Source organism: Roseivivax halodurans JCM 10272 (genome assembly GCF_000521785.1).
In the GTDB taxonomy this organism is placed as follows: Bacteria; Pseudomonadota; Alphaproteobacteria; order Rhodobacterales; family Rhodobacteraceae; genus Roseivivax; species Roseivivax halodurans.
Genome location: NZ_JALZ01000001.1, coordinates 96764 through 110561, shown reverse-complemented (window position 1 = coordinate 110561; position 13798 = coordinate 96764). Strand labels below are relative to the sequence as shown.

General features: G+C 66.9%; 15 protein-coding genes. 4 read left to right on the top strand and 11 right to left on the bottom strand.

Annotated elements, in window-relative coordinates:
* Window positions 1–6 precede the first annotated feature (6 nt).
* A complete protein-coding gene (locus OCH239_RS00565) occupies window positions 7–1320 on the bottom strand; it encodes a cytochrome-c peroxidase (RefSeq protein WP_037257086.1) in 1314 nt (437 codons plus the stop codon).
* A gap of 151 nt (window positions 1321–1471) precedes the next feature.
* Between OCH239_RS00565 and paaG the strand changes: the two genes are divergently transcribed.
* Genes paaG through OCH239_RS00545 form a run of 4 tightly spaced genes read left to right on the top strand, consistent with a single transcriptional unit; the run spans window position 1472 to window position 4645 of the window.
* Window positions 1472–2278, top strand: coding sequence for a 2-(1,2-epoxy-1,2-dihydrophenyl)acetyl-CoA isomerase PaaG (paaG, locus tag OCH239_RS00560; protein WP_037257084.1), 807 nt, complete (start codon window positions 1472–1474; stop codon window positions 2276–2278).
* Between the two features lie 2 nt (window positions 2279–2280).
* Window positions 2281–2703, top strand: coding sequence for a hydroxyphenylacetyl-CoA thioesterase PaaI (gene paaI, locus OCH239_RS00555; RefSeq protein ID WP_084781978.1), 423 nt, complete (start codon window positions 2281–2283; stop codon window positions 2701–2703).
* Between the two features lie 32 nt (window positions 2704–2735).
* A complete protein-coding gene (gene paaK, locus OCH239_RS00550) occupies window positions 2736–4043 on the top strand; it encodes a phenylacetate--CoA ligase PaaK (RefSeq protein WP_037257078.1) in 1308 nt (435 codons plus the stop codon).
* A gap of 2 nt (window positions 4044–4045) precedes the next feature.
* Window positions 4046–4645, top strand: a complete 600-nt coding sequence (locus OCH239_RS00545) for a TetR-type transcription factor C-terminal domain-containing protein (protein ID WP_037257075.1) — start codon at window positions 4046–4048, stop codon at window positions 4643–4645.
* 6 nt (window positions 4646–4651) lie between these two features.
* Here the strand turns inward: OCH239_RS00545 and paaZ are convergent, their stop codons facing one another.
* The 10 genes from paaZ to pyrH form a co-directional block, all read right to left on the bottom strand.
* A complete protein-coding gene (gene paaZ, locus OCH239_RS00540; RefSeq protein WP_037257072.1) occupies window positions 4652–6700 on the bottom strand; it encodes a phenylacetic acid degradation bifunctional protein PaaZ in 2049 nt (682 codons plus the stop codon).
* 21 nt (window positions 6701–6721) lie between these two features.
* Window positions 6722–7492 (bottom strand): Phenylacetic acid catabolic protein, encoded by a 771-nt coding sequence (locus OCH239_RS00535; protein ID WP_037257069.1) that lies wholly within the window; start codon window positions 7490–7492, stop codon window positions 6722–6724.
* On the bottom strand, window positions 7485–8561 hold the full coding sequence (gene paaE, locus OCH239_RS00530) for a 1,2-phenylacetyl-CoA epoxidase subunit PaaE (RefSeq protein WP_037257066.1): 1077 nt from the start codon (window positions 8559–8561) through the stop codon (window positions 7485–7487). Before paaE ends, OCH239_RS00535 begins: the two co-directional genes overlap by 8 nt.
* Before the next feature lie 106 nt (window positions 8562–8667).
* Complete coding sequence (gene paaD / locus OCH239_RS00525) at window positions 8668–9189, bottom strand: 1,2-phenylacetyl-CoA epoxidase subunit PaaD (protein ID WP_037257063.1); 522 nt, start codon at window positions 9187–9189, stop codon at window positions 8668–8670.
* The gene (paaC, locus tag OCH239_RS00520; protein WP_037257058.1) at window positions 9183–10034 is read right to left on the bottom strand and encodes a 1,2-phenylacetyl-CoA epoxidase subunit PaaC; all 852 of its coding nucleotides are present in this window, start codon (window positions 10032–10034) and stop codon (window positions 9183–9185) included. The genes paaD and paaC overlap by 7 nt, the downstream gene beginning before the upstream one ends.
* Complete coding sequence (paaB, locus tag OCH239_RS00515; RefSeq protein WP_037257055.1) at window positions 10034–10318, bottom strand: 1,2-phenylacetyl-CoA epoxidase subunit PaaB; 285 nt, start codon at window positions 10316–10318, stop codon at window positions 10034–10036. The genes paaC and paaB overlap by 1 nt, the downstream gene beginning before the upstream one ends.
* Window positions 10319–10343: 25 nt before the next feature.
* The gene (gene paaA / locus OCH239_RS00510) at window positions 10344–11336 is read right to left on the bottom strand and encodes a 1,2-phenylacetyl-CoA epoxidase subunit PaaA (RefSeq protein WP_037257053.1); all 993 of its coding nucleotides are present in this window, start codon (window positions 11334–11336) and stop codon (window positions 10344–10346) included.
* A 26-nt stretch (window positions 11337–11362) separates the two neighbouring features.
* Entirely contained in the window at window positions 11363–11551 is a 189-nt protein-coding gene (locus OCH239_RS00505) for a hypothetical protein (protein WP_037257050.1), read from the bottom strand.
* Window positions 11552–11686: 135 nt separating this feature from the next.
* Complete coding sequence (locus OCH239_RS00500; RefSeq protein ID WP_037257047.1) at window positions 11687–12568, bottom strand: PaaX family transcriptional regulator C-terminal domain-containing protein; 882 nt, start codon at window positions 12566–12568, stop codon at window positions 11687–11689.
* A gap of 65 nt (window positions 12569–12633) precedes the next feature.
* Complete coding sequence (gene pyrH / locus OCH239_RS00495) at window positions 12634–13377, bottom strand: UMP kinase (RefSeq protein ID WP_037257044.1); 744 nt, start codon at window positions 13375–13377, stop codon at window positions 12634–12636.
* Window positions 13378–13798: the final 421 nt, after the last annotated feature.

The window sequence follows — 13798 nt, the reverse complement described above, 5'->3', positions numbered from 1 at the left end:
TCAATCTCAGCGGTCGACGGGCAATCCGCTCGGAACGCGGTCGGGGATACCGAGCCTGCCATCGAGCGCCGCGGGATCGGTGAGAGTGCCGATGAACGCGACGATCTCGGCGACCTGCGTCTCGGTGAGCACCCCTCCGGCGCGCGCGGTTGCGGCGATCTCATCCACTTCGACCGGATCGTCCATGACCTGCCAGACCTCCTCGGCGAGTGGCGTTCCCGGCAATGTCACGCTCCGCTCGTAGCTGTCGAGTGCGGTGCTCGGATCGGCATGAGCGGCGACGAAGGTCGCGAGATCGACATAGGCGCCCGCATGCCCCCATGGACCGGTTTCGGCGACGTTGCGCAGAGGCGGAGTGCGGAAGGCGTAGGCGTCCTCCGGCCGGCCCGTGACCCGCATGCGTCCGACGTCGCGCGAATGCTTCTCGAACCGCGCCTTCTTGCCTGGCCCGAGCTGCGGCTGACCGGTCGCGTGGAAGCCGAAATCCGATAGGAGCGGGCCGGAATGGCACGACGCGCAGCCGGCATCGCCATAGAAGAGCTCGGCCCCCCGGGCCGCCGCGCCCTCGAGAGAAGCCTCGCCGCGCAAAACCGCATCGAACGGAGCACTGTCCGAGCGCCATTCCAAGGCCACGAATGCGGCGATCGCGTTCGATATGTCGGTGAATGCAATGCCGCGACCCGCTGCAATCGCAGGGTAAACCGCCTCGAAGCGCTGCCGGTACTCGGGGATGGCGGCGATGCGCTCGGAGAGAAGCTGCCAGGCGCCGCCTTCGCCGGTAATGAACCCCTGCCGTGCGGCCTGGCTCACCTCGTTCTCGGAGTAATGCCCCGCCATCTCGTCCTGGCTCAGGACCGGGAACATGGTCTGCGCCGAGAGGAGGTTATCGAACCCAGCGACCATTTCCTCCTCGATCGGCGTGCGCAGGCCAGAGGGACGCGCCGGGTCGACCTCGATCCGGCCGTCGGCGAACATCGCGGTCACAGCCTTGGCCCCCATATTGAAGAGCGGTGGCGCGTTGCGCGGAATGAGCTCCTCGGGCGGATTGTCCGGATCGGCCCTGCGCTCCGGACCAAGGCCCCTGCCGCCTTCTCCGAGACCAAGCGAGAGGCCGTCTCCGGTCGCGAATTTAGGATGGTGGCACGTCCCGCAGGAGATGTTGCGGTTGCCCGAGAGAATCGGGTCCCAGAAGAGAAGTTGCCCGAGTTCCGCCTCATCCCGCGTGACCGGCAGGAAGTCGGCATCCGTCAGAGGGTTCGGCAGATCGGCGCCGAAGGCGGGCGTCGCGGCAAGGCAGGCAGCCAAGGCAAATCGTGTCATCTCGTCCTCCCGAGACGCAGCAAACGCGAGGCGCGCCGGCGGCGCAAGAGCGGTCTCGCGCCGGGTCTCGTGCGAATTCGTTGACCGCCCGGTCGGTTTATTCTTAACTCTGTGCTGCGACCGGAGGAGGACCGGTCCGGAGGAGGATCAGATGGACGCAACCCCCAGGGCGGCCGAGCCCGTGCTCTCGGAGCTGTCAGACGGCGTGCTCGAGATCACGCTGAACCGCCCCGAAAAGCTCAACGCCTTCGACGAGGCGATGCATGTCGGGCTCCGGGCCGCCTTCGATCGGGCCAATACTGACAAGGACGTGCACGCGGTGCTGCTGACCGGCGCGGGTCGCGGCTTCTGTTCGGGGCAGGATCTTGGTGACCGGGATCCGCGGACATGGGATGCACCGCCGAACCTGGGGCGGACGCTCGACACCTATTACAATCCGCTCATTCGGCGCATCCGCGGGCTCGACAAACCGGTCATCTGCGCGGTGAACGGCGTCGCCGCCGGCGCCGGCGCGAATCTCGCGCTCGCCTGCGACATCGTTCTCGCGGCGCGCTCGGCCAGGTTCATCGAGGCCTTCGCAAAAATCGGGCTCGTTCCGGACACTGGCGGCACGTGGCTTCTGCCCCATCTCGTTGGCGAGGCGCGTGCCAAGGCGCTTGCGCTGACCGGAGAGCCGGTCGGCGCGGACCAGGCCGAGGCCTGGGGCATGATCTGGAAGGTCGTCGCGGACGACGCGCTGATGGACGAGGCCCGTGCCCTGACCAGAAAGATGGCGGGCGGGCCGACGCTGGGCCTCGGCCTGACCAAGCGGCTCGTCCAGGGCGCAGCGGCCCGGACCCTCGACGCCCAGCTCGATGCCGAGCGCGACGCGCAGGCCAAGGCGGGACGCTCGGCCGACTACGCCGAGGGCGTCACGGCCTTCCTCGAGAAACGCAAATCGGTCTTCCGGGGGAAATGAGCATGAGTCCCGAGAATCTCGCCCGCGCCTGCGCCGACGCGATGTGGGAGAGCGACCGTGCGAGCCGCGCGCTCGGCATGAAAATCGAGAGCGTCGGCCCCGGCGCGGCCAAGTTGACGATGACGGTGACGCCAGAGATGGCGAACGGGCACGGCATCTGCCACGGCGGATACATCTTCACGCTCGCCGACTCGGCCTTCGCCTTCGCCTGCAACACCTACGGGAAGGTGACCGTCGCGCAGTCCAATGCGATCACCTATCTGCGCCCCGGCGAGGTCGGCGAGACGCTCAGCGCGGAAGCGCGCGAAGTCGCCCTTTCGGGACGATCGGGCCTCTACGACGTGCGCGTGACCGGCGAGGACGGCACCGTTGTCGCGGAATTCCGCGGGCAATCGCGCGCGACGGGCCGCGACATTCTCGGCTGAGGAGAGCCGAAGAGACAGGGAGGAGACCATCCATGAAGGACCTGACCCCGCCGAAGGACATTCTCGATCCGATCGAGGTGGCGAGCCGCGACGAGATCGAGGCGCTCCAGCTCGACCGCCTGAGATGGTCGTTGCGCCACGCCTACGACAATTCGCCGTTCTACCGCGAGAGGTTCGACGCGGCGGGCGTGCATCCGGGCGATCTGACGTCACTCGCCGACCTCGCGAAGTTCCCGTTCACCACCAAGCAGGACCTACGCGACACATATCCCTTCGGCATGTTCGCCGTGCCCCGGGACCGCGTCGCCCGGGTGCATGCCTCGTCCGGCACGACCGGAAAGCCGACCGTCGTGGGCTATACGCAGAAGGATATCGACACCTGGGCGGATCTCGTCGCGCGCTCGATCCGGGCCTCGGGCGGACGCAGCGGCGACATCGCCCATATCGCCTACGGCTACGGTCTCTTCACCGGGGGGCTCGGCGCGCATTACGGGGCCGAGCGGCTCGGCTGCACGGTCGTGCCCGTCTCGGGCGGGATGACCGAGCGGCAGGTCACGCTGATCACCGACTTCAAGCCCCGCATCATCATGGTGACACCGTCCTACATGCTGTCGATTCTCGACGAGTTCCGCCGGCAGGGCCTCGATCCGAAACAAAGCTCCCTCGAGGTTGGCATCTTCGGCGCCGAGCCCTGGACCAACTCCATGCGCTCCGAGATCGAGGAAGCCTTCGACATGCACGCGGTCGACATCTACGGCCTGTCGGAGGTGATGGGTCCCGGTGTCGCCAACGAATGCGTGGAGACCAAGGACGGGCTGCACATCTGGGAAGATCACTTCTATCCCGAAGTGATCGACCCCGAGACCGGTGAGGTTCTGCCCGATGGCGAACTGGGCGAGCTCGTGTTCACCACGCTCACCAAGGAAGGCCTGCCGATGGTCCGTTACCGGACGCGGGACCTTACCCGCCTGCATCCCGGCACCGCCCGGTCGATGCGGCGGATGGAGAAGGTGACGGGCCGCTCGGACGACATGATCATCCTGCGCGGCGTGAACGTCTTTCCGACCCAGATCGAAGAGCAGATCCTCAAATGCCGGGGCCTCGCGCCGCATTTCCAGATCGAGCTCACCCGCAAGGACCGCATGGATGCGATGATCGTGCATGGTGAGGCGCTCGAGAGCCACGCCGCGCAGGATGCACGCGATGCGCAGGCAAGAGAGCTCGCGCACCACATCAAGTCGGTCGTGGGAGTCTCCGCCAGTATTGAGGTGCACGATCCCGGCGGCGTCGCGCGGTCCGAGGGTAAGGCCAAGCGCGTGATCGACAACCGCGGGGCCTGAGCGTGGCCCGGCCCCGCGCGCGCGATTTTGACGAAAAGCGGCACGGCCTTCTGGTGGAGGCCGCGAGGGTCTTTGCGTCTTTGGGGATGGAGCGCGCTTCCATGGCGCAGATCGCGGCGGCGGCGGGCGTGTCGAAATCCCTGCTCTACCACTATTATCCCTCCAAGGACGCGCTGATCTTCGCGATCATTGCAACCCATCTCGAAGCGCTAGAGGAGAACCTCGCTTTGGCCGACGATCCCGGCGAACCGCCCGAGGTCAGGCTGCGGGTCCTGATCGGCATAGTTCTCGAGGCCTACCGGGGCGCCGACGATTTCCATAAAGTCCAGCTCGGCGCCGCTCCAAACCTGCCCGAGCACGCGCAGGCCGAGATCCGCGCAATCGAGCGGCGGATCGTGCGGCGCTTCTCTGACGTGCTTGCCGAGCTCAACCCTGACCTCACCCAAGGCGCTCCGCCCCGGCTGATGCCGGTCACGATGTCGCTTTTCGGCATGTTGAACTGGGTTTACATGTGGTTCCGCGAGGGCGGCGCGCTCAGCCGCGAGGATTATGCGGACCTCGCGACCTCCCTGCTTATCGGAGGCGTCGGCGCGGTGCGCTGACGCCTCTCAAGGCCAGGTCTTCGCCACCATCGTCAGCACGTCGTATTGCGCGACCACCTCGCCGTGCTGGTTCGTCACCCGGCAATCCCAGCGCACCTCGCCGTGATCGGCGCCCTCGCGCGGATTGATCTCCTTGCAGGTCAGGCGCACCTGCAGCGTGTCGCCGAAATAGACCGGCGTCAGGAAACGCAGGTTGTCGACGCCGTAATTCGCGAGCACCGGCCCCGGTTCGGGCGAGACGAAGAGGCCCGCCGCGAAGGACGCGATGAGGTAGCCGTGCGCGACCCGACCCTCGAAGAACGGGTTCGCCTTCGCCGCCTCCTCATCCATATGGGCGTAGAAGGTGTCACCGGTGAAATGGGCGAAATGCTCGACATCCTCTTCGGTGATCGTCCGCGCCTCGGTCACGATCTGGTCGCCGAGCCTCAGTTCCGCGAGCGATTTTCGGAAGGGATGCACGTCGTCCCGCGTTTCCGCCCCGTCCGACCATTGCCCGGTGACCGCGGTCAGAAGATGCGGCGCCCCCTGCACGGCGGTGCGCATCATGAAATGCTTGACCCCGCGCATGCCGCCCATCTCTTCGCCGCCGCCGGCGCGGCCAGGGCCGCCATGGACGAGCGGCGCGAGCGGCGAGCCGTGCCCAGTCGAGGATTTTGCCGACGTCCGGCTGCCGATCAGCACCCGGCCGTGGAAGGGCGCCATACCGGTCACGATCTCCTGCGCGACGCTCGCCTCGTTGGTGAAGAGCGAGGAGCAGAGCGAGCCGCGTCCCATCCGGGCGAGCGTCACCGCCTCCTCGGCCTCGGAATAGGCCATGAGGGTCGCGACGGGTCCGAACGCCTCGACGTCGTGCACGGCTTTCGCAATCAGCGGGGAAGCGCAGCGGAGAAGGACAGGCGACATGAAAGCCCCCTGCTCGGGATCGCCCGAGACGAGGGACACGCCCTCCGGATCGCCTGCGACGATCTCGGCCTCGCGGCGAAGCTCGGCGATCCTCTCGCGCACGCCGTCGCGGTCGCCGCGGCTGACGAGCGCGCCCATCCGGACGGCCTCGTCCTCGGGGAGCCCGACGGTCGTCCTCGCGAGCCGGTCCGAGATCGCTTCGGAGGCGGCGTCGGCATGGGCCTCGGGCACGATCAGGCGCCGGATCGCGGTGCATTTCTGACCCGCCTTCACGGTCATCTCGCGCACGGCTTCCCTGACGAAGAGATCGAATTCCGGCGTATCCGGGCCCGCATCGGGTCCGAGGATCGAGCAGTTGAGCGAATCCGCCTCCATCGTGAATGGTACCGCATTCTCGACGATCTGCGGATGCACCTTGAGCTTGCGTCCGGTCGCGGCGGAGCCGGTGAAGGTCACCACGTCCTGCTCCTCGACATGGTCGAGCAGATCGCCCGCGGAGCCGCAGAGGAACTGGAGTGCGCCCTCCGGCAGCACCTCCATCTCGAGCATCCGGCGCACCACGAGCTCGGTCAGGTAGGCAGTCTGCGAGGCGGGCTTCACCAGGCACGGCATACCTGCGATAAGCGACGGCGCGATCTTTTCGAGCATTCCCCAGACGGGAAAGTTGAACGCGTTGATGTGCACCGCGACTCCGAGGCGCGGGCTCAGCACGTGCTGCGCGGAGAACGTGTCGTCCTTCGACAAGGGCTCGACCGGGCCTTCGGGGATGATCTTAGCGTTCGGGAACTCGCGGCGCGCGCGGCTGGCGAAGGTCAGCATCGTGCCGATGCCGCCGTCGATGTCGATCCAGCCGTCCTTGCGCGTCGCGCCGGTGCGGAAGTTCTCGAGGTAGAATTCCTCCTTCATCTCCATCAGGCGCAGGCCGATCTCCTTGAGCATCAGTGCGCGTTCATGGAGCGTCAGGCGGCGCAGGGCAGGTCCACCGACCTCGCGGGCGAAGCCGAGCGCCGCTGCACGGTCGATCCCGTCCGCGCCGATATGCGCGACGATTGCACCGGTCGCGGCGTCGAGCAGCGGCTTGCCCTCTCCGTCGCCCGCGCGCCAGGCGCCGCAGACGTGACTGTGAAGGCGGCGGGGCGCCGTCTTGAGCATGTCGGAATCCTTCCTTCGTCGTCAGCCGAGGCCGAGCGGCGTCAGAGCCGCCTTGGCCTCGTCCTCCCATCGCGCGCGGAGCGCCTCGTTCGTTTCGTGGCGCAAGCCCATCTCGCGGAGCCGCTCGAACCTCTCCGATCCCGCGGGGCCGAAGGTCTCTGCGACGCGCGGCCACCAATAGGTCAGCGCCTTCCGCGCCTCGACGCGTCCGGTTTCCGAGCCCGCGATCCGCTCCAGCCCCTCGAGGCCAAGTTCCACGTGTCGCCGCTCGCGCGAGGCGATGGCGCGCAGCTCCTCCGCCAGCGGCTGGTAGGACGCGCGCGCCATCTCGGCGAGTTGCACGCCGGTCGCGAGCCCCATGACGACATTCATCGCCACCGCGTCGGTCCAGCCGGCGAGCGGGTAGTGGAAGACCGACAGCCGCATGTCCCCGCCCCGGCGGGACGCCGCGATCTCGGCGCTCCGGGAGACCCGCGCGGACCAGTCGTGCGCCTGCTCGTAGCGGGCCATGTCGGTGCCGAACTCAGCCATGAGCTTCAGGACGCGCTCGGCGTGGTCGGCCTTCTCGAGCGTGATCCGGCTCGCCGCGATACGCTCCTTGATCCCGGGCGCCCAGTTGATCGCCGCGGCGAACCCGGCCGATCCGGCAAGCTCGCTGTCGACGAAGGACGACATGAGCCGCATAAGCTCCGCCCTGTAGCGCGGCGGAATGCCCTGCGGCGAGGTCAGCCTGCCGCCCTGCCTCAGGTACTCCGCCACGGGCATGGCGTCCGGATCGGCCGCGTCATTCATCGTAGGTCACCACAAGCCTGTCCGAGAGCGGCACGCATTGGCAGGTCAGCACATAACCCGCGCGGATCTCGTAATCCTCGAGCGCGTGATTGGTCTCCATCTCGACCTCGCCTTCGATCACCTTGGCGCGGCAGGTCGAGCAGACGCCCGCCTTGCACGAATAGGGCGCGTCCATGGCGTTCTCGAGCGCCGCATCGAGGAGCGCGGTGCCGTCCTTGGGCATCCGGAACGTCCGCGTCGCGCCGTCGAGCGTCACCTGTGCCTCACAGGTGTTGCCGGATTGCGCCGCCTGTTTCGACACGGCTTTCTTCTTGGCGCGCCCCGGCTGGGAGGAGGCGAAAAGCTCGAACTTGATCTGCTCGTCGCTGAGCCCGTGATCACGCAGGCTTTGGGCGATCGTGAGCATCATCGGCTCGGGCCCGCAGATGAAGGCGGCGTCGACCGAGGACGCATCGACCCAGTGACGGAAGAGCGCCTCTATCTTCTCGGCGTCGATGCGTCCCGAGAAGAGGTCGATCTCCTGCGCCTCACTCTCGAGCACATGGATCACCGAAAAGCGGCCGAGATGGGTGTTCTTGAGGTCCTCTATCTCCTCCCGGAACATGATCGATCCGACCTGGCGGTTGGCATAGACCAGTGTGAACCGCGCCTTCGGCTCGCGGGCCAGCACCGTCTTGACGATCGACAGGACCGGCGTGATGCCGGAGCCGCCGGCGAAGCCGAGATAATGCCGCTCGGTCCCGGGATCGAGCGGGATGTGGAACTTGCCCATCGGCGGCATCGCCTCGAGCATCACGCCGGGCTTCAGCTCCTCGTTGGCCCAGGTTGAGAACGCGCCACCGTCAACCTGCTTGATCCCGACCCGTAGCACGCCGTCGTCGAGACCGGCGCAGATCGAGTAGGACCGGCGCAGCTCCTCGCCGTCAAAGTCGCGGCGGAAGGTGAGGTACTGGCCTTGGGTGAAGGCGAAGTCCCCGACGGCGTCCTCGGACGGTTTCAGCGTGACCACCACGGCATCGCGGGTGGTCTTCTGCACGTCGGTTACGGTGAGAGGATGAAAGCGGGGCATCAGGCGCGGTCCTGCGGTTCTGGCGTTCTGTGCGTTTGGGGCTCGGAGCGGTTGGCCCGTTCGATCGGCGGATGCGCCCGCATCGCCTGTCCTCCCGGCCGGGGCATCAGATGCATTTGAAGTAGTCGAAGGGCTCGAGGCAGGCAGCGCAGCGATAGGCCGCCTTGCAGGGGGTCGAGCCGTGCTGGCTGACCTTCTCGGTCCTCTCCGACCCGCAGCGCGGACAGGTCACGACGAGGTTTGATGCCCCCGCGAGGCGCGCGGCACGGGCGGAGGCCATGTCGGATCCCGTGCCCTCCACCGGTGGCGCGATGCCGTAGGCGCGCAACTTCTCGCGGCCCGCCTCGCTCAGCCATTCGGTCGTCCAGGGCGGCGACAGGCGGCGTTCGAGACGCACGTTGTCAATTCCCCTCGACCTCAGATGCGTCTCGATGTCGAGGTTGATCACCGCAGTCGCAGGGCAGCCGGAGTAGGTTGGAGTGACGGCGACCACGAGCGCGTCCCCCTCCCAGCGCACGTCGCGCACGATACCGAGGTCGGTGACAGAGATCACCGGGATCTCGGGGTCGGGCACCTCGGCCAGCCAGTCCCAGACCGTTGCGGTATCGGGCAGTGTCTTGGTCACCATTCCGCCCCCGGATATGCACGCTGGAGGAACTGCATCTCCGCAAGAAGGTAACCGAGATGTTCGGTATGCCGTCCCTGCTTTCCGCCGCGATGCACGTCGCCGTTCTCGGGAACACTCAGCGTCGCCTCGAAGAGCACCTCGGTCACCAGCGCCGTCCAAGCCGCGCGCAGGTCCTCGGGCCGCGGCGCGACGCCGGCTTCCGCAACCGTCTCGTCGACCGCATCGCCGGTGAACATCTCGCCGGTATAGGGCCAGAGCAGGTCGAGCGCCTCCTGCATCCGGGCATGGCTCTCGGCGGTGCCATCTCCGAGCCGGATGACGAGATCGCTGGACCGCCCGAGATGATAGGTCACTTCCTTCAGGGCCTTCGCGGCGATCTCGGCCACCTCCGTCACGGAAGATTGCACCAGCCGCTCCAGCATCAGGTGGTGCCAGGCGTCGAAGAGGAACTGGCGCATCAATGTCCGACCGATATCGCCGTTTGGCAGTTCGGCCAGCTTGATGTTCCGGAAGCGCATCACGTCGCGCAGGTAGGCGAGATCGTCGACGGAGCGTCCGCCCTCCTCGACCTCGGCCGCGAGGCCCAGCCACATCTGCGTATGTCCGATGAGATCGAGCGCGACGTTCGCGACGGCGATGTCCTCCTCGAGCGCAGGACCCCTGCCGCACCATTCCGAGAGCCGGTGCCCCAGAACCAGCGTCGAATCCCCCATCCGGCACAGCCACTCGAAGAGCGCGGGCTTGAGCTCGGGCGTTTCGGCCAGAACGTCGCGAGGCCCCTGCCCGCCCTGATCGCGCGCGAGCTCGGCGACGTTCGGCGTCGTCATGTCGGGCAGCGAGGGCATCACATGTGCTCCACGTCGTCGGGAATGTCGTAGAAGGTCGGGTGCCGGTAGACCTTGTCCTCGGCCGGATCGAAGATCGGACCCTTGAGCGAGGGCTGGGACGCGGTGATGTCCACCGCCTTCACCACCCAGATCGACACACCCTCCTTGCGGCGTGTGTAAACGTCACGGGCGTTCAGAATCGCGGTCTCGGCGTCCGGCGCGTGCAGGCTGCCCACATGGCGATGGTTCAGGCCGTTCTGGCTGCGGATGAAGATCTCCCACAGCGGCCATTCCTTGGACATTGCGCGTCCTCCCTCGATGTGAGCCCTATTCCGCCGCCGTGGCACTCGCCGCGCGGCGCGCCGAAGCCTTCTCGGCATAGGCGGTCAGGCCGTCGCGGAACCATGCACCATCCTCCCACGCCTTCACGCGGGCGCCGAGCCGCTCCTTGTTGCAGGGACCGTTGCCCTTCAGCACCTCGAAGAACTCGTCCCAGTCGGGCTGGCTGAAATCGTAGCCGCCCTTCTCCTCGTTCCAGGCGAGGTCCGGATCCGGCACCTCGAGCCCGAGGAACTCGGCCTGCGGCACGGTCTCGTTGACGAAGCGCTGGCGCAGCTCGTCGTTGGTGTTGATCTTGATCTTCCACGCCATCGACTGCTCGGAATGGACCGAGTTTGCGTCGGACGGCCCGAACATCATCAGCGCCGGATACCAGAAGCGGTTGAGCGCATCCTGCGCCATCTCGCGCTGCGCCTCGGTGCCGCGGGCCATCTTCATCATGATGTGGTAGCCCTGCCGCTGGTGGAAGCTCTCCTCCTTGCAGATGCGGATCATCGCGCGGCTGTAGGGACCGTAGGAGGTCCGCTGCAGCGGCACCTGGTTCATAATGGCGGCGCCGTCGACGAGCCAGCCGACCGCGCCCATGTCGGCCCAAGTCAGCGTCGGATAGTTGAAGATCGAGGAATACTTGGCCTTGCCGGAATGCAGCTGCTCGTACATCTCGTCGCGGCTGATCCCCAGCGTCTCGGCGGCAGAATAGAGGTAAAGCCCGTGGCCCGCCTCGTCCTGCACCTTCGCGAGCAGGATCTGCTTGCGCTCGAGCGTCGGCGCGCGAGTGATCCAGTTGCCTTCGGGCAGCTGGCCGACGATCTCGGAATGGGCGTGCTGGCTGATCTGGCGGATCAGGGTCTTTCGGTAGCCCGCGGGCATCCATTCCTTGGGCTCGATCTTCTCGCCCCGGTCGATGCGGTCCTGGAATTCCCGCTCCTCGGGGGTTTCCTCGCCCGAAGATCCTTCGGATTTGACCATCTGTGCATACATGGGTCTGTCCTCCTTGGCAGCAGCGCTCACACGCGCTCGGGTAACACCGCGAGTCCCCGACCTACGCTTACCGCCAGCCCGACGTGGCCGGGATCGTGCGCCATCGGCGCGGCGGTCAGGATCGCGGCAATATGTTCCGCGCGAACGGCGGAAAGCGCGCCACCATGCCAGCCGATCGGCGTACGGATCGCATCGCAAAGGTAAACGTCCGGCATGTCTCCCCCCGTCGTGGCGCGCTCTCGACGCCTCACCGATTGACGTACCACAAAATACATTACAGCCAAAGGGAAATTTTCAGGGTATCCGTGATGCTTTCGAGTGCGTCGCGGATCGATGCGCGCAGCCGGCGCTCACTCCGCGCGGTCGAGGCCGGCGTTCAGACTCTCGAGGCGAGCTCGGGTGTCGGGGGTTTCTGCGGGAAGTGTTCCATCGGCGTCGTGAAAGGCGACGCCGACATGAGCATCGGCCGCGGGCGCAAGCGCGAGATATGTCTCGGCGAAAAGGCGCCGCGCCGCCTCGCCCGGCCAGTCCCGGGGCAGTGCGTCCGCGGGCAAACGCGGATCTGCGAGCACGCAGTGCCGATACGCGTGAACAAGCTTCAGACGCAAGGCGAGACAGGCCGCCCCCTCCGGCAGGTCGTGTGGATGGAGAGCCGAGGCGACGCGCACGAACCGGCGCAGGAAGGTGCGATAGGCATCCGCGACCGGATCGAGGTTCCAATGCGCGGCAGCGAAGGCGCGCAGATCGCCCGAGGGCGTGCCTTCGATCAGGGCGCCGGCGGGCCGGGTCACGTCGGCCCTGTCGGGTGCCAGCGCCACGTCGGGTGCGATCCGGGCCCAGGCGACGGAACTCAGATCCTCGGGCAAAGCGACCTCCCCGAGCGCGAAGAGCCAGCCCTGCGCGGGCTCGGGTGGCTCGTAGAAGAGTCGCGCCGCCTGCCGGAATTCGGCCCCTGCGGGATCGGTGAGGCGATAATAGGACCGGCGCCCGACCTTCTCGCCGATCAGACGCCCGGACGCCACGAGGCGCGAGACGGCCGTGCGCGCAAGGCTCTCCGAGATGCCGTGGTCCGCGCAGGTCTCGATCAGGGTTCCCATCCAGAGCGTGCCGCCGCGCGGCTCGGCCACGTCGCCGTAGATGGTGACGATGAAGCCGGTCGCCCGCGGCGCGGGCCCGGAGAGGCAGTCCCGGATCGGAGGAGAAAGGGCCGCGCGGCCCCGTCCGTCTGGCATGGCGTTCCTCGGCAGGCGTTCCGGCGCTGAACCCTACAGGACCGCGAGCTGCAGCGCCACGCCGCTCAGTAGTAGGTGACGCCGGCTTCGTCGCTGATCGTGGTGCCGATCTGCTCGCCGTTGAGGACGCGTCCCGCCGCGCCGGACTGGTCGAAGCCGACGACGTGCACGCGCATCGAATGTTGCTGCGCGAGCACCAGCGCCGCCTGGTCCATGAAGGTCAGCCGGTCCTTGATCGCCTTCTCGAAGGTCAGCGACTTGTAGAGCCGCGCATCGTCGTTCTTGCGCGGATCGCTGTCGTACACGCCGTCGATGCCGTTCTTCATGGCCAGCACGCAGTCGCAGTCGAGCTCGATCGCCCGCTGCACCGACGGGTAGTCGGTGGTCAGGTACGGCTCGCCGATGCCACCGCAGAGCAGGACGATCCGGTTCTTCTCGAGATGCCGGGTGGCCCGGCGGCGGATATATGGCTCGCCGATCTGCGGGATGGTCAGCGCCGACATGAGGCGCACTTCGATGTCCGAGGTCGCCTCGATCTTCGCGCGGAGCAGGATGCCGTTGGCGATGGTGCCGAGCATGCCGACATTGTCGGCCTCGACCCGCTCGATGTTCCAGTCCGAGGAGACCGAGCCGCGGAAGATGTTACCGCCGCCGACCACGCAGGCGATCTCGGCCCCGGTTTCCTGCAGCTTGAGGATCTCCTTCACCACGGAGGAAATCGCGGCATCCGAGAAGACCCCCGAAGACCCGCTCGCCAGCGCCTCTCCGCTGATCTTGACCATCACTCGCAAGGGCCCGCCTCCTGTCATGTCCGCTGTCCGGTGGTCTCGTATCGGAGGGGCATGAGCAAGTCAACGAACCCTTTTTTCATTTTATATCAGACACCTAAGATATTCCGCGTCGACGCTGCGCTGATACCCGCTGCAGCCGGTTGCGTTACGGCCTGTTGCTCAGGGATAGCGGGGAGCGGCCCCTCACCTCCGTTCGACGTCGAGGCGAATCATCTCCCGCAACTTTCGCCAAGATTGAACCTGCCGACGCGCACGTTCCGCAAAGGTCACAGAACCGTGGCTGGCCAAGCAGGTCCCGCGGGGTTTCATTGGGCTAGGATCGTCGGCAAATTTCAGCCGACATGACGCCGAAACCCGGTGTGCCGCGACGGCAGGGTTGATGCCGCCCCGCGCTCGCTTCTCACTTTCGCGCATTCCGGGCCGGGGGACTCCCCGCGAC